This window comes from Microbulbifer sp. ABF4_148, from assembly GCF_056158985.1.
Map to the genome: position 1 here is coordinate 4029891 of NZ_JBSWUI010000001.1, position 16310 is coordinate 4046200.

Sequence of the window (16310 nt, forward strand, 5' to 3'; positions counted from 1 at the left end):
GTGCGAATCACCGAATAGATGGTAGAAAGAGAGACATAATGATAGAGCGAGGCGCCATGCAGGCCTGTAAGACGCTATGGCTGGTAGTACTTTCGGCGATCCTGGTCGCCTGTGCGAGCACCGATGAGGAAGAAGGACTGCCCAGTGGCAGCCGAACTGAGCAGGCATTCTACGAGAACGCCCAGCGCCAGTTGCGTTCCAGTCAGTGGGACCTCGCCATCAAGAACCTGCGGGCACTGGAAGATAACTTCCCGTTCGGCAGCTACGCGGAACAGGCCCAGCTTGAGCTGATTTATGCGTACTACCGCAACTATGAGAACGACGCAGCAATCGCTGCCGCAGACCGATTTATCCGCCTGCACCCCCAACATCGCAACGTGGATTACGCCTATTACATGAAGGGCCTCGCCTCTTTTACTGAGGGCAGCGGCTTGTTCGAGCGCTTTCTCCCGACCGACATGACGCGTCGGGATCCGGGTTCGGCGCGCGAGTCCTTCGCCTACTTCTCGCAGCTGATGGCGCGCTACCCCGAGAGTCGCTATGCGGCGGATGCCCAGAAGCGCATGATCCATCTGCGCAACCTGCTGGCGCGGTATGAAATCCACGTTGCCAACTATTACTTCAAGCGCGGTGCCTACCTGGCGGCCACCAACCGCGGTCGCTACGTGGTGGAAAACTTCCAGCAAACCCCGGCGATTCCCGACGCCCTGGCGGTGATGGTGCAGGGCTATCACCTGCTCGAAATGCGTGACCTCGAGGCTGATGCACTCTACGTACTGCGGACCAACTACCCCCATCACCCGGCGTTTCGCAATGATGGCAGCTTCAATTACAACTATTACAAGGGCACACGCGGTCGCAGCCTGGTGCATCGGGTAACCCTGGGACTGTTCGAAAAATCGGACCCCCGCGGCTTCGACAGTCGCGAACAATACAACGCGGCAACCCGTCGCGAGGCAGCCCCGCTGCCGCCGGAGTTGATGTAAGCTCCCCAGCATTTGAAAACGGCGCCAATTGGCGCCGTTTTTCGTTTCAGACATCCGCGGTCTGGCACTCTACTTATTCGCCAGCCTTCCAGCCGTTGGTAATCGGATAACGGCGGTCGCGGCCAAAGCCGCGCTCGGAGATCCGCACACCCACGGCCGCCTGACGACGCTTGTATTCGTTGCGATCCACCAGCCGAACAACCCGCTCCACATCGGCACGCTCAAACCCCTTGTCCACGATGGCATCGGCACTGAGATCGCGCTCGATGTAGAGATTGAGGATCTGATCAAGGACCTCGTAGGGAGGCAGGCTGTCCTCATCCACCTGGTCCGGCGCGAGCTCAGCGCTCGGCGGACGGGTGATCACCGTTTCCGGAATGACCTCGGACAGCGTATTGCGATACCGGGCAAGCTCGAACACCAATACTTTGGGGACATCCTTGAGCGCATTGTAGCCACCGACCATGTCGCCGTAGAGCGTGGCATAACCCACCGCCATTTCGCTTTTGTTACCGGTCGTCAGCACCATAGCGCCTTTCTTGTTGGAAATGGCCATCAACAAGACCCCGCGTGAGCGCGCCTGGAGGTTTTCCTCCGTGGTGTCCCGCTCGGTGCCGGCGAACTCCCCGGCGAGCGCCTGCATAAACGCATCGAAAATGGGCTCGATACTGATCACCCGGTAGTTGATACCCAGGCGCTGGGCCTGATCGGCCGCATCATTTTTACTGAGATCCGAGGTATAGCGGAATGGCATCATCACGGCCTCGACCCGGTCTTTACCCAGCGCATCCACGGCAATCGCCAGTGTCAGCGCAGAGTCAATGCCACCCGACAAGCCCAGCACCACGCCATTAAAGCCGTTTTTATTCACGTAATCGCGTACACCCAGCACCAATGCCTGATACACCGAAGCCAGGCCATCCAGCGGCGCCGCCGGCTCCGCTGCCGTCAGCGCGATTGACGCATCCGTTGCCTCGACCCGCACCGGCAGGAGCTCTTCTTCAAACTCCCGCGCGCGCGCGCACAGTTTGCCGTCGGCATCAACGGCAAAGGATCCACCATCAAAGACCAGTTCGTCCTGCCCACCGACCCAATTGCAGTACACGATGGGCATCTGGCCCATCCGCGCCTGGTTGGCGAGTAAATTGAGACGTTCTCCGGCCTTGCCACGGTGGAAAGGCGAGGCATTGATATTCAGCATCAGCCTGGCGCCAGCTGCGGCAGCCTGCTCTACCGGTTCCGGATGCCAGATATCCTCACAAATCGTGATGGCGGTGGGAATACCGGCAATATCCACCACACAGGGACGGTCACCCGCGACGAAGTAGCGCTCCTCATCGAACACCTGATAGTTCGGCAGCTTTTGCTTGGCATACTCCGCGACCAACCGGCCGTCCTGTATCAGGCCCGCCATATTGAACACCTTTCCGGCCACGACCCTCGGGTAGCCGATCAAGATACCGCAGGGTAGCCCGGCACCGAGCAACGCCTCCAGTGCCGCATCCACGCGTTTCTGCATACTCGGGCGCAGCAGCAGATCCTCGGGCGGATAGCCACACAAGGTCAGCTCAGGGAACAGGACGAGGTCCGCACCATAGGCCTGATGGGCGCGGCGCGTCACTTCAATCACTTTCTGCGTATTGCCGGGGATATCCCCGACCAGGGAATTGATTTGTGCCAGTACTAGCTGCAAAGTAGACATCTCGAAATCTCGCTCAGGGCTACATGGCCCGCGATCTGTTGGGACCGGTGGGTCCGGGGTCGTAAAAGGCCGGCATTATACATCCCGCCCCGGGGTGCCGCTCGGCCCGGGCGGACTTCATCCCGACAAACCGCGGCCGGAAAGCCTTCGCCACAACAATAAGAGCGCTCTCCCTTGAGTAGTACAGTTGCCGAACAGCGTGAATCCTTCCTGCAGCAGCACGGCCTGTTGCAGATCTACGCCTATTACCGCGTGGCAATCGCACTGGCCTTGCTCGGCGTATTTTCCAGCGACATGGGCCGCGGCAGCATCGGTAACGATGCCCCGACCCTCTACCTGTATACCGTCGTCGCCTATGCCCTGCTGAATGTTGGCTGGCTGTTGCAGCTACGGCGCAATGCCTATCAGGCCGACGCCGGCATGGTGACCCTGATCCTGGGCTGCGATATCCCGGTGTTTCTGCTGTTGATCCAGGCCAGTGGCGGCCTTGGCTCGGGATTGGGCTACCTGCTCATCATCAATTGCTCGGTGGGGGCACTGCTCCTCGACCGCAGAATGGGCGCCTTCCTCGCCGCGGTCGCCAGCACCGGGATCATCGGCCAGCAGCTGTATAAGCTAGCGACAGATTCTGCAGACGCGGAAGATGTGGTCTCGGCCGGCGGCCTGGGCATTATGCTGTTCGCGGCCGTCAGCGGGTTGCAGTACCTCGCCGGAATGGTGCGTACCGCCAACTACCGCGCCGAGCAACAAACCCGCGAGGCGGCGCAGGCACAACGTCTCGCCCAACAGATCGTCGAGCGGATGCGCACCGGTGTCCTGGTACTGGGCAGTGGCAACAAAATCCGTCTGGTGAACAATGCCGCGCAGCGGTTGCGCGGATCGGAAGACACCGACCTGGAAACACAGCTATTCAATGCCCTGGCCAACTGGCGCCAAAACCCGGAACAGTCCAGTGCCGTCATCGGCAACCCGGGCACAACGGAACTGCGCCTGTCCTTCGCCCCGCTGCAAAGCCAGGATCGCGAAAGCGCACTGGTTTTCCTCGAAGACAACCGGAAACTTACCCAGGAGGCGCAAAAGCTGAAGCTGGCTTCCCTGGGAAGACTGACCGGGTCCATCGCCCACGAAGTTCGAAACCCACTGGGCGCCATCAGTCATGCCGCCCAGTTGCTGATGGAGTCCGCCAACGTCACGGAGGAGGACCGCCATCTTGCGGCCATCATCTGCCGTCACAGCGAGCGGGTGAATCAGATTGTAGAGAATGTCCTCAGACTATCGCGGGGGCGCGCGGCCACCCCCAGGGAAAACGAACTGGGCATCTGGCTCGAGCAGTTTGTTGCGGAATATCGGGTGGGCGCGCCGGGTCAGGCCCGTCTGGAAGTGGTTTTGCCCGATGACCCGGTGATTGCCCGATTCGACGGCGAGCAGTTCGCCCAGGTCATGACCAACCTGTGTAATAACGCCCTGCGCTACTCGGAGCGGGCCACGGGCAGCGCAGACGTAAAAATCGCAGTGCGCCAGGTGGCATCCCAGGGCTGCGCAGTCGTGGACGTGGTGGATTATGGCGAGGGCGTGGCCCCCGAGCTGCGCGATCAGATTTTTGAACCCTTCTTCACCACCGGTCACGGGGGCAACGGCCTCGGACTGTATCTTGCGCGGGAACTGTGCGAGGCCAATCAGGCCAGCCTGATCTACTGCCACGATGCCGATGGCAACAGCTGCTTCCGGGTCGAGCTACCCCTCGCCTGACCCAACCGTCAGCGAAAATCCCAGCGCGCACGCACGCAGTTTGAGGCAGATCTCTGTGGCAATCTCTGCCATAATCGGCGTTTGCGAACACACCAACAATAAACGCGAACCACCATGCAGCCAATGGCCCTGGTCGTCGATGACGAGCCGGATATTTGCGAACTTCTGACCATGACCCTCCGTCGAATGGAGGTCACTTGCCATACCGCCAACAATCTGGCGGAGGCGCATCGGCTGCTCGCGGAAAACCGCTACGATTTCTGCCTGACCGACATGCGCCTGCCCGATGGAGACGGACTGCAGCTGGTCGCCTATCTTCAGAATCAGCATACCCAGCAACTCCCCATCGCCGTTATTACGGCGCACGGCAACATGGATTGCGCCATACGGGCGCTAAAGCTCGGCGCCTTCGACTTTGTCAGTAAGCCCGTCAATCTGGAGCGACTGCGGACGTTGGTGCAACTTGCCCTCAAGGTCAATGGCAACGCGGCCAACCAGCCGCTGCCCGATGAAGGTCAACTGCAGGGGGTGAGTACCGGCATCCAGCAGCTGCGACGACAAATCGACAAGGTCGCACGCAGTGATGCGCCGGTCTATATCAGTGGCGAGCCCGGATCCGGTAAAGAAACCGTCGCCAGAGCCATCCACGCGCGCAGTGCGCGCTCAGACCAGCCTTTTGTGCCAGTGAACTGCGGTGCCGTGCCCGCCGAGCAGATGGAAAGTGAACTGTTCGGGCACAAGAGGGGCAGCTTCTCCGCAGCGCACCGCGATAAACAGGGGTTACTGGAAACCGCGACCGGCGGCACGGTGTTTCTCGACGAGGTGGCCGACCTACCGCTCGATATCCAGGTAAAACTGTTGCGTGCCATTCAGGAAAAATCGGTTCGTCCGATTGGCGCGAACGTGGAGCACGCGGTCGACGTGCGCATACTCAGCGCAACCCATAAAGACCTCGCTGCAGAAGTGGCTGCAGGCCGATTTCGCAGCGACCTGTTTTATCGCATTAATGTCATCGAAATTGGGGTGCTCCCCCTGCGCGAGCGGACCGACGATATTCCCGTACTGGCACAGGCACTGCTGCAACGCATTGCCGAGCGCGCGGGCCGGGCCGTCCCCAAAATATCCGAGCAGGCGTTGCGGGAACTCAGGAATCACCCACTCCCGGGCAACGTGCGGCAACTGGAAAATATTCTGGAGCGCGCGTACACCCTGAGTAACCAGCAGGAAATCGTGCGGGAAGACCTGTTGCTCGACAGTGCCCCACAGTTGTCGACCAATACTGACGCAATGACAGAGCCTGCCGATGCACCACAGCAGCAGGGGAGCAAGCCCGCAGCGCTACGCTTCGACCCCGCCCAGCATCAATCCCTGGACGCGTTTCTCCAGTCTATCGAGCGGGAAGCGCTGGAAAGTGCTCTGGCGGAAACCCGCTGGAATCGTACCGCAGCCGCACAGAAGCTCGGAATCAGTTTCCGCTCTCTGCGATATCGACTGAAGAAATTGGGACTGGAGGATTGAGTGGCGGCGTTACAGCACGTTTCGAAATGAGAGCTAGATGGGAGAAAGCCAGAGCACCGCGGCTATCCGCACGATGGACCACTTAGAGAAAGAAAAAACAACAGGCGCACACTGAACTTCAGTAAAGCAGCGCGCACCTGCCAGACGGCAAAACTTAGCTGCAGGTTTTACTCCAGCACATTTCCGACGGGTCAGCCAGGGTACCGTCGCCATTTTGATCCCAGCCTTTTTCTCCCGACGAACGCAGTTCGAGGAATCCATCCGCTGACTGCACGCCTGTGCTCTTGGGTGTGGCCCGCAGCACATAGGAAGTCGCATCGGCACTCTCGATGGTGAGGTCATAGACCTTGTTGCTGCCATCAACCGGGGATTCCGCCGGGAAAATGTCGGGCTTCTTGGAAGTGTGGGAACCATCGTAGGTGCCCTTCTCGGTAAAATGCCGCTCCATCGCCTGCGCCAGCCCCATCAGCGCGCCCTGGGCATCGGCGCGATTGCCTGAACGGACCTGAGACTGATAGGAAGGCCAGGCGACCCCGACCAGGATCGCAACAATCGCCACCGCAATCATCAGCTCAATCAGGGTAAAACCCTGCTGCTTGTTCATCTTCATTATTTCAAACCCCAATGTTGTGCGGTCAATCGCATTCTGATGGTACACCGCCGGGTGCACGCTGCGAACCCGGCGGCCAGTTTACCCGGCATTTTTTAGCGCGGTGAGAACTCTTCCCAGGACAGGCGTCCCTCGCGCTCTTCGTCACCCACATCAATGTCATCACAGATCACGTCACCGGAGCTGCCGGGGGTACAGCGCACATCGCCGATAAAGCCCGACTGACCCGGCATACCGGGATCTTCGCCGCTGGTGCCACCCTGGCCACAGGAATCCCCCGAGCAGGACTCGAACTCTTTCCCGACAAAGCCCGCATCTCCGGCATCGATTTCTCCGTCGTCGTTATAATCCGCCACACCTTCAGATCCAGCCATACCACTGAGGAAGTCCAGCGCCATCAGGTAGCCTTTACCACTGGAAGCACAGGGTTCCGGGTTCGGACTGATAGTGCTGAAGAACAGCGTACTGCGTCGCAACGTCGGTGCTGTGATCACACGCTCCGCGGCATAGTCGGTACCCGAATTGGTCTCCAGATCGAAATACCAGCCGTACTGGGTCGTCCAGTCCACCGCCGCGCCACTCTGGATCTTGCGGTTGGAGCCAACGTTTTCCAGCACACGTACTGCCAGGTCGTCGCGACCCAGACTGCGCGTCCCGTTGTCCCACACCGCATAAAACGCACCCGGCGAGCCACCTGTCGCCAGATCGGTAGAAGACAGGTATTGGCCGGTTCCGAACAGCACCACCACATTGGGATCACTACCGGTGGCTTCGGTATTCCGGGCAACCAGCGGTGCCGCCAGAATAGCGCTGTGCGCTTCGCCCTGGTCCGGCGTTTGGAACAACGGCGCCCCGCCAGACACACCCCAGCTGCTGTCGCTGTTGGCCGAGAGATCAAACGCCCACATATTCCCCATCAAGTCGCCGGCATAGACGGCATCCACCACCCTGTCACCATTCAGATCAATCAGGCGCGGTGAGGAGAGCCCGTTTTTACGCGAATCGATTGTGCCAGAGCCGGTAGAAATAAACTTCCAGTCGCCGGTACTCCAGGTACCATCGGCGCCGTCTTCGATATACACCACAAACAAACCGGCAACGCCGTTTTCACTGTTGTAGCCATTGCCGAAAATCGCTGCCCACTTGCCATTGTTCAACTTGGCGATTTGCGCCTCGGAATAGGAGAAACCGAGGTTAGCGCGATCCGTATCATTGCCGCCGTCAAACTCCCACAGGAAGATATCGTCGGCATTGGACTCGGTGAGGCTGGAGGGATCGGTGACATCCAGGGCGAAATACCCCTTGCCGCCGCCGCGCAATCCGCCCACCAGCACCGTGGTCCAGTCGCGCTGATTGGTGCGCCCTTCAGGATTAATGTAGACATCGGAGACCGAGGGGGTCAGGTCCACATAGTACTTGTGTGCATACTCGATTGAGGAAAGCGCATGCAGGCCGTTGTAACGCTCAGCGCTCAGCACCAGCTCCGGGATATAGGCAATCACTTCCTCACCGGTACTGGCATTGAACCCGTGCAACATGCCGTCATTGGCCCCAACGTACACCATCGGGGTACGGTCAGCCTGATCGATGACGAACTGCGCATAAGGCTCATTGTTCGAGCCAAAATCGGCAGGCCAGTTCAGCTGCGGTTCACCCACATAAACCGGGGTCGAGTGGACAATGTCGCCCAGTAATTTGGGACCGGACAGGCCGTCAAGCAACGGTGAGAAAGCACCGCGACTGCGGAAAGTATCGGTGCCTTCGTTGGCGGTATTACCGCGCAGGAAATCCAGGCGGTTCGACCAGTCCGCATCGGTGACGCCATCCTTGTCATCCACCTGCAGATCCGACTCGTGCGCTGTCCCCTCTACCCCCGAGTTGGAGGCAACAAAAGGCAGGCCGGTGCCACCGGAACTGGTGATGATCTGGCGGGACGCAGAAGACTCATTGGACAACTCTTCCGCCGCCTCCCACAACTCACCGGCAATGCGGCCGGTATCCGGATTCATGGAACGGGCATATAGCCGGCCACTGTTATCCGAGGTATCAAACTTTGCGGAGTAAATAACCGAGCCAACATCCAGCGAGGTGGAGTTAAAGGCAACCGACGCCTGGGTACCAATCGAGTTGGTAATCGCATTCACCGCATCATTCAGGGTGGACAGCAGGCTGGACGCATCGCTGGCAAACTTGTAACTACCACCGCCGTGGGAACCGGCATCTTCCAGCAACTGGTTGTCGGCTAGGTTCGGATCGGCAAATCCGATAAAATAGCTGGTGATGTTGTTCTTGTGGTCAGTGTCACTCGGGTTTGTCAGGTCCGGCCGCCAGTCGATATCGTAAAGGGCCTTGGCCACATCATCGAGCGCGTTGTTATTGCCGGTATTGCCATCCTCATCATAGTCCGAGAGATAGGTTGTTCTGGCAGAGTCCCGCGTCGGCTCACCGTCCGTCAGCGCCAAAATAAAGTTTTTCTGGCAGTATTCCTGAATGGCCGGAGAAGCAGCGGACGGCGCGGAGATGCCATTGTAATTTAGGCTGTTGCCAATCACGTCCCCGGCATTCAGACCGGTCTGCTCGGTCGCGGTGCCCGGGTGGATTGTAATGTTGCCCCCATTCTGGAAACCCGCAACAAAATAGCTGCCGATATCCGCAACCGCTTCCCCCAGCGGGGTATAGCCATCGGCGACGATAGCGTCGATTTCCGTCAGCAGTGCGGCACGCACACCACTGTCCTCGACGCTTTCCAGTCCGCGCAGCAGAGTCGCCCCATTTTCTCCATTAAACTGTGCCAGACCCACGCGCAGCCCGCCCAATCCGCTCACAACGGTTTTTGCCGCTGTCTGCGCAATATAGAGGCGCGAGTCCTCGACGTTTGCCGGCTCATTATTACTGCTGACCTCGCGCCTCATCGAGCCTGATGAATCCATCAAAATCATCAGGTTGGGCTCTACCTGCCCGGTAGCCTGCAGTGGCACCTGGGACAAAGACAACGGATCCGCAGCACTGACACAGGTGGCTGCCGTCATGGAAAAACCAAACAGGCCGAAGACCAGCGGCTTGAGAGCAAAGTTTCGGGTATGCATTTTCTTTCCTTTCCAGGGCGCCTTAGAAGCGCTTGCCGTAATGGCTGATAATGGTGCGAGTCGTACTACCGGATTCCAGCTGCCCCGACAGGCCATACCCCATCGCCACAATACGGAACACTTTGATTTCACCACCACCGGTGGTCTGGCCATAACCGCCCACAGTAATGTCATCGGCCGGATCTTCTTTGTCCGCGAGCCCCGACAACTGGATATACAGACGGCCCTTCAGTTTGTTGCCATCGGCATCCAGCATTTCCACTTCCAGCTCGGAAGAATTGGTGTCATTCCAGGTAGTGCTGTCGTAAAGACTGTTGGGCGCATCTTCCTCGGTATGCAGCCACGCCGCGGTACCAAAATCCCCAGTCGTCTGGATAGAGTCGATATACCGTTCGCCGTGACGAACCAGCGACTCCGCGACTTCCAGTGCAACCTTGGCATCGCGGGAAGCGAAGGTCATCTTCTCTTCCAGCTGCACAGTCCGCGCGGTGGATACACCAATCAATGTCAGCACCAGTAAGACAATCAGGCTGACCACCAGCACGGCGCCCCTCTGCGAGGCGAGCCCTCTATTCAACGTGTGCATTACATCTCCCCCCGGTTGCGGATTTTCGCCGAGGACAGGTACACCTTGCGCAGGCGCCCGTCGGTATAGGTGGTATCCGTCCCGTCGATATCAGTGAGCGTGACGTCGTCGGCATTGACCCTGTTGTCACTGACCGCGACCAATTCAACCTTGAGCGCAAGCACCTGTTCCATGTCGTTGGCGACCTGACTCATCGAGCTCCACAAGTCCACCACGTCATCATTATTGCTATCCCGACCGGCAAGGATTTGCAGGTTATCGATACCCGGTATCACCTCCTGGGCACCACCGCGATCTTCGTTGACGTACAGAGAGAAGCCGCCATCCGAACCGGTGGCAACGAAGTAAATCCGCTCATAAGGCATAAGAATCCGTGCATCCGCGCCATATTCACGCTGCAGATTCTTCGTGGCATTCTCAATAAAGCCATTCGCTAGAGAACCGGTGTTATGCACTACCGTTCGCTTGCCGGAGTTACCACCGCTTCCATTCTGCACATTGGTAATGGTCATCAGCTCCCCACTCTGGCAGTTCGACAACAATATGGTTTGCCCAATCTGCACATCACAGTCCTGGCTGACCATCAAGGCTGCCGCCGTCGTGGAAGGCACCATACGTCCTGTGCCACCGCACGCATCATCCGCACCGCGCAAATAGAGGATATCGGTGCCCGCCTTGACTTCGACCCCACCGATCATGGTGCCAGCGCTCACATTGTCTGTACCGAGCACGCCATTGGTACCGAGGCCATCGAGCACGTCTGAGGAGTAATCCGGGTCAGAGGTGTCCAGATGGTTGCGAATACTGCCCGCATCAGGCGCACAACCCCAGTAGTCCGCGATACGGATTTCCTTGGCGAGCAAATCCATCGCAAAGCGTCCACTCTCCTGCAAACGGGCAAAAGCGGTTTGGGTTTGCATGGTCGCTCGGTTGCTGTCAAAAATTTGCAAAACGCCGAGCAGTAGCAAAGCCGCCAGCACCAGCGCAATCATCAATTCGATCAGGGACAGGCCGCGCTGCTTGATCAGGGACATCTTTTTCACAGCTCCACCACCATTACAAAGTTCGAATCCAACAGCCCGTTCGTTCCGGCACCTGAACCGGTTTGCTGTTCTTTCCAGCTCACGGTAAAGGTCACCACTTCCCCGGCACGCTCAACCAGTCCGGTTCCGGCCGGCAGATTGTTGGCGATGACCCGACCCCAGTCATATAAATCAAGGCGAGCGATATCAGCGGCACTGCAGGCGACGCTGCAATCGACAGCGGTCTCTTCGCCGGTGACCGTTTTATCGTCATAGGCGTTGAGCTCCATACCATCGGGATTTGCCCGCATGCGCTCGGCCATTTCGTGCGCCGCCAGTGCGGCGAGGTAACGATGATGGGCGTTGTTACTGTTCTTGAGGCTCATCACCTGAGTCGCAGACAGCCCAAGCAGGCCTACGGCGAGAATCAGGATGGTGACGAGAACCTCAATCATGGTTGCGCCGCGCTGATACTTCATGTCGCTTCTCCCCTTTAACTGCAGGTCAGGCTGGAACTGGTTCGCAACACGCCGGAGGCGAGCAGCCGCAGCTGCTTGCCATGATTGCCGGCACGGCTGTCACAAAACTGGAGTTTCAGCTCGTTGCCCGCACCGCTCACGGTACCGCGGGGACTGAAGCTGAGATCAAGGGAGGCTTCGGAACCATCGACAAAATTGGTCGCACGCAGTTCGACCACGCTGCTCAGACGCACCACTCGCAGCTCTTCGCCGCTGTTGTAACTGCCGTTGCCGTTGCTGTCGAACCAGACGCGGAAGCCGTCGGTCAGGTCACTGGTCGACAGCGCCTCGATACCCACCGTGCGCCCGCGACGTACGGCTTCCGACCTGGCAAAGTGGAAGGCGCCCGTCACATCGTTGAGGGTGGCGGACAGCCGGTTGTTCTGGATCATGGTGGTGAACGACGGCACGGCGATCGAGATCACGACACCAAGCACCGCAATGACCACCATAAGCTCGATTAGCGTGAATCCGCGCTCTCGGCGAGATATGCTCATTATTTAACCTGTTAACTGGGACTTCGGCTGATGTACGTTCTTTTGCGACGTACTTTTACCAGGGTGGGATTTAAATGAATCAGACGCCGGGCTGCAATCGGCAGGAGATTAGCGGCGGAGAAGTGCCGATAAGCGGCAACGGAAGTCTGACGGCCGTCACATTTCAGTGGACCACGGTACGTATGGCATAAAAAACAACCAAAAGCTGCAGTTATGACGGCCAGTTCACCACCGCAGCGCGTTACCCGGGTACTCTGTACCCAGTCCAATGACATAGGAATTGTCTGGTGCTCTCCACAACCCGATCAAAGACCTCGTGCCCCACCACCGCAACCATCCCATCGCGACGGCCTGACGACCGGGGCTTTACCCTGGTAGAACTCCTGGTGACCTTGTCGGTTCTCGGCATTGTGATCGCTGTCGCAGCGCCTTCGTTTACGGCGATGATCGAACGCCATCAGACCCGGGCGGCCAGTGAAGAAATGCTGCAAACTTTCAACTATGCACGCAGCATGGCGGTCGCCCAGCAGCAACCAGTAGTGGTGTGTAGCACAACGGACAAGAGCACCTGTTCGACCAGTGAAGACTGGTCAGGTGGTGGAATGGTATTTGCCGACCGCAATACCAATGGGCAGCGAGAGAATGACGAGGTGTTGCTACGGGTTTTCGGAGATACGAACACTGGCAGCACACTGGTGTTTCGCGGCGGCGCCACGGCAAAATACCTGCGTTTCAAACCCAATGGCGAACTGAATGCATCGGGGCACTTCGCCTATTGCCCGGCAAGCCAAAAGGCCGCGGATGGCTGGACGCTTATTTTCCATATCGGCGGACGCCCTTACTTCGGCCGCGATATGGACGAAGACGGGGTTGCCGAAGATGGCTCCGGCAACCCCCTGGCCTGCTGAGGAGCGAGAGCAGGCAGCCAGAGGCCGCTCACTTTCACTGACTGCGACCGGAAATTAGAATGGGGTAATTTCCAACCAGGACAGGCGTCCCTCCAATTGGCGGAATCCATCCCGGTCTCCGCACACGGCGGTGCCCGCCACATTCAGACAGAGCTGAATGCTGCCATCCCCTTTCTCGATCAGGGAGGGCCCCGTTGGGATCCCAACCTCTGCCGGCAATCCACCCGGGGGCTCATTCTGATCGACGAACTCTTCCGCCGTTACGCCAACGAACCCCACATCCAGGTCATCGATAACGCCATCACCATTTCCGTCGAGTATTGGTTCGTCAAAGGCGAGGCCGGTATTGAAGTCCACGTTCATCAGAAATCCGGTGCCACCCGATGAGCAGGTCTCACTGCTGGGGATCGCTGTATTGAAAAAGATTACCGGGCCATAAAGTGCCGATTCTGTAATCACCCGCTCGCCGCCGGTGACCGATTCCAGTGAGGCACTGCCATCCTGCAGGGGAATCGTCCAGCCAAACTCCCCCGAGATACCGTTATACCAGACGATATCCGCCCCAGACACAGTGCGAAACTGTCCGACACGATTCAGGGTTCTTGATGCGAGGTCTCTGGAGTCGAGCCCGCTCTCCCCGGCATCCCACACGCCGTAGAACGCAGTTCCATCAGTGTCCTTGAAGTCTTCGGTATTCAGGTATTGGCCCGAGCCAAACAGAATCATGAGGTTTGGATTCGGGTTGCTGCCACCGCTGAGTGGCGGCGCATCGAGATTCATGGCGATGCGAGGCTCCGTGGTGATCGCCTCGCGATTACTCGAAGTGCCCGTGACAAACAGCGGCTCGCCATAGGCTTCATCCCAGTTTGCGTCGCTCTCTTCACAGTTCCACAGGCCGGAGCTATCGTTGCACAAGTCAAACGCCCACATATTCCCCTGTACGTCTCCGGCGTATACCCGATCGGTAATGCCGTCGCCGTTCAGGTCAACCAGGGATGGCGAGGACAGACCGTTTTTATCTCCCTCATCACCGGTCCACCCGGTATCGATTTTTTTGATATCACCGTTATCAAAGTAATAAATGTAGAGGAGCGCCTTACCGCTTTCACTATTGTAGCCATTGCCAAAAATTGCCGCCCAGCGCTGATTGTTAAGCAGCGTGACCTTGGGCCGACTGAACGACAAGCCCATATCCTCATCGTCCTGACCGATCTCGTCGAGCACGATAGACCCTGCATTCGTTGAGCTAAAACTGTCAGGGTCTGTCACGTCCAGGAAAAAGTATCCGTTACCGCCACCACCTAATCCGCCGACCAGCACTGTCCTCCACTGATCGTCAAGAAAGATACTCGCGATGGTCGGCGTCAGGTCCACGTAGAAACGATGCGCGTAACTCTGTGCGGTAAGGTAGTGCAATCCCTCATCCGTTTCGGTACTCAGAACCAGCTCGGGAATATAGGCCATCAACTCTTCGCCATCATCGGCTGCAAACGCATGCAGCATGCCATCGTTGGCCCCAACATAAACCACCGGCGTGCGCGCTTCCTGCTCTGTCACAAACTCGGAGTAGCGATTACCGTCTGCGCCAAACACCGATGAGTCCGGATACACGCCCGCGGGCGGCGCGGCGACGTAGATCGGGGTGGAGTTGACGATATCTCCGAGCTTGCTATCGCGGATTCGGAACTCGTCGGCGTTGGAGCCCTCCTTGGAACGGTCTCCGCGCACGTAATCCAGGCGTTCGCCAGCGCGCGTGTCCGGCGTCGCGGTAGCAGTATCCACCTGCAAATCCGCTTCCTGGGGCGTCGCCGGATTTTCCGTATCGCCACCGATCAGCGATAGCGTGAAGTTTTTTCCGACGCCATCCTCCGACGTCAGAATCAAGCGCGAATCTGCAGAGCGGTTGTCCAGCTCTTCCGAGGCCTCCCAGATGGCATCCTCAGCGGGGACGCCATCAATATCCAGCTGCCGCGCCTCCAGCGTGCCTGACCAGCGACCACTGTTGTAGCCTGCCGTATACACAACGGTGCCCGGAATCAGGCGCGTGGAATTAAAAGACGCCGCCGAAGATGCTCCCAGTTTGGAGAAAACATCGGTTAACACGGACTGAAAAGCGGTCTGAAGGTCGGCGCTATTAGACGCATAGAAAAACTTACCGCCCGCCTGTTCGGCTGCAGCAGTCAGCAGGCTATCGCCGTCCAGGCCCGATCCGGCAAAGCCAACCATGTACGACGTCACATTGTTTTTCACCGGGCTGGAGGAGTCCGGGCCGGTGAGATCCGGGCGTAAATCCATGTCAAACATGGCTGTGGTCACATCGTCCAGATAATCAGATCCGTCGCCGTCTAAATACGTTCGACAAGCGGTATCATCCCCTACTCCATCCAATACCCCGTCGCCATCGGTATCCAGTTCGCAGTCCAGGTCATAGTCTTTCAGATCATCGCTAACGTCGAAGTCACCATTGGGACGGCCATCGGTTAGCAACAGCATAAAATTTTTCTGGCAATAATATTGGACGGCCGTGGATGGCGCCGATATGGAATTCAAATAAGCCGGCTCGTCCTCAAAGATACTGGCAACAGAGGCACTTTCTTCCGTTTGACGGTAGGAGTTGGCCGGGTGCAGCACCAGGTTGTTATCCGAATCATACCCATAGGTAAAATAACGGCCGATATCAGAGGCTGCTTCCGCCAGAGGCGTCACCCCGCTTGCGGGAATACCATTGATGGTCGTCTTCAGCGTAAGCTTTTCTGCATCAGTCAGTAGCGTAAGATTCTGCAGAACCCGCGCCCCGTTGCCCCCGTTAAATCGGGCGATGCCAACGCGCATACTCTCGTTGGACAGGCTGTCAATGAGATTGCTTGCCGCAGACTTCATAACCGTCGAGCGGCTGTCGTCGGTCCCGGAAACCAGATTGGCCATGGAACCGGATGAATCCAGCACCATCATCAGGTTGGGCGGCGCCCCGCCCTGGGTGATGAGCGGTACATTGGAGATTGGACCGGGCGCAGTTTCGGCACTCACCAGGGTAGAAAACCCCAGGAGTCCTGAGACAACGATGGTTAACGTCCGGCGGATACTGCCGTGCAACGGCTTTTGCGGTAGCGCTCCTGCAAGATGCATGA

General features: G+C 58.2%; 12 protein-coding genes. 4 read left to right on the top strand and 8 right to left on the bottom strand.

Annotation, left to right across the window (positions count from 1 at the left end; genetic code table 11):
- Nucleotides 1-38 precede the first annotated feature (38 nt).
- Entirely contained in the window at nt 39-986 is a 948-nt protein-coding gene (locus tag ACXAD0_RS17705; protein WP_475090065.1) for an outer membrane protein assembly factor BamD, read from the top strand.
- A 73-nt stretch (nt 987-1059) separates the two neighbouring features.
- On the opposite strand, the gene ACXAD0_RS17710 is transcribed toward ACXAD0_RS17705, so the two are convergent.
- Entirely contained in the window at nt 1060-2688 is a 1629-nt protein-coding gene (locus tag ACXAD0_RS17710; protein ID WP_475090067.1) for an NAD+ synthase, read from the bottom strand.
- A 174-nt stretch (nt 2689-2862) separates the two neighbouring features.
- Here ACXAD0_RS17710 and ACXAD0_RS17715 point away from each other — a divergent pair, with 174 nt between their 5' ends.
- Together ACXAD0_RS17715 and ACXAD0_RS17720 are read left to right on the top strand one after the other, a co-directional pair.
- Nucleotides 2863-4437 (top strand): sensor histidine kinase, encoded by a 1575-nt coding sequence (locus ACXAD0_RS17715; RefSeq protein ID WP_475090068.1) that lies wholly within the window; start codon nt 2863-2865, stop codon nt 4435-4437.
- Between the two features lie 114 nt (nt 4438-4551).
- Nucleotides 4552-5955 (top strand): sigma-54-dependent transcriptional regulator, encoded by a 1404-nt coding sequence (locus ACXAD0_RS17720; RefSeq protein ID WP_475090069.1) that lies wholly within the window; start codon nt 4552-4554, stop codon nt 5953-5955.
- Between the two features lie 154 nt (nt 5956-6109).
- On the opposite strand, the gene ACXAD0_RS17725 is transcribed toward ACXAD0_RS17720, so the two are convergent.
- The 6 genes from ACXAD0_RS17725 to ACXAD0_RS17750 all read right to left on the bottom strand — a co-directional run bounded on the left by ACXAD0_RS17725 (nt 6110) and on the right by ACXAD0_RS17750 (nt 12274).
- The gene (locus tag ACXAD0_RS17725) at nt 6110-6565 is read right to left on the bottom strand and encodes a type IV pilin protein (RefSeq protein ID WP_475090070.1); all 456 of its coding nucleotides are present in this window, start codon (nt 6563-6565) and stop codon (nt 6110-6112) included.
- 95 nt (nt 6566-6660) lie between these two features.
- Nucleotides 6661-9651, bottom strand: a complete 2991-nt coding sequence (locus ACXAD0_RS17730) for a PilC/PilY family type IV pilus protein (protein WP_475090072.1) — start codon at nt 9649-9651, stop codon at nt 6661-6663.
- A gap of 22 nt (nt 9652-9673) precedes the next feature.
- Nucleotides 9674-10237 (bottom strand): pilus assembly PilX family protein, encoded by a 564-nt coding sequence (locus tag ACXAD0_RS17735; protein WP_475090074.1) that lies wholly within the window; start codon nt 10235-10237, stop codon nt 9674-9676.
- Nucleotides 10237-11271, bottom strand: coding sequence for a PilW family protein (locus ACXAD0_RS17740; RefSeq protein ID WP_475090419.1), 1035 nt, complete (start codon nt 11269-11271; stop codon nt 10237-10239). The genes ACXAD0_RS17735 and ACXAD0_RS17740 overlap by 1 nt, the downstream gene beginning before the upstream one ends.
- Nucleotides 11272-11276: 5 nt before the next feature.
- On the bottom strand, nt 11277-11738 hold the full coding sequence (gene pilV / locus ACXAD0_RS17745) for a type IV pilus modification protein PilV (RefSeq protein ID WP_475090075.1): 462 nt from the start codon (nt 11736-11738) through the stop codon (nt 11277-11279).
- 14 nt (nt 11739-11752) lie between these two features.
- A complete protein-coding gene (locus ACXAD0_RS17750) occupies nt 11753-12274 on the bottom strand; it encodes a GspH/FimT family pseudopilin (protein ID WP_475090077.1) in 522 nt (173 codons plus the stop codon).
- A 287-nt stretch (nt 12275-12561) separates the two neighbouring features.
- Here ACXAD0_RS17750 and ACXAD0_RS17755 point away from each other — a divergent pair, with 287 nt between their 5' ends.
- Nucleotides 12562-13182: a GspH/FimT family pseudopilin gene (locus tag ACXAD0_RS17755; protein WP_475090079.1), complete on the top strand. Its 621-nt coding sequence runs from the start codon at nt 12562-12564 to the stop codon at nt 13180-13182.
- A gap of 54 nt (nt 13183-13236) precedes the next feature.
- Here ACXAD0_RS17755 and ACXAD0_RS17760 read toward each other — a convergent pair whose 3' ends face one another.
- Nucleotides 13237-16308, bottom strand: coding sequence for a PilC/PilY family type IV pilus protein (locus ACXAD0_RS17760; protein WP_475090081.1), 3072 nt, complete (start codon nt 16306-16308; stop codon nt 13237-13239).
- Nucleotides 16309-16310: the final 2 nt, after the last annotated feature.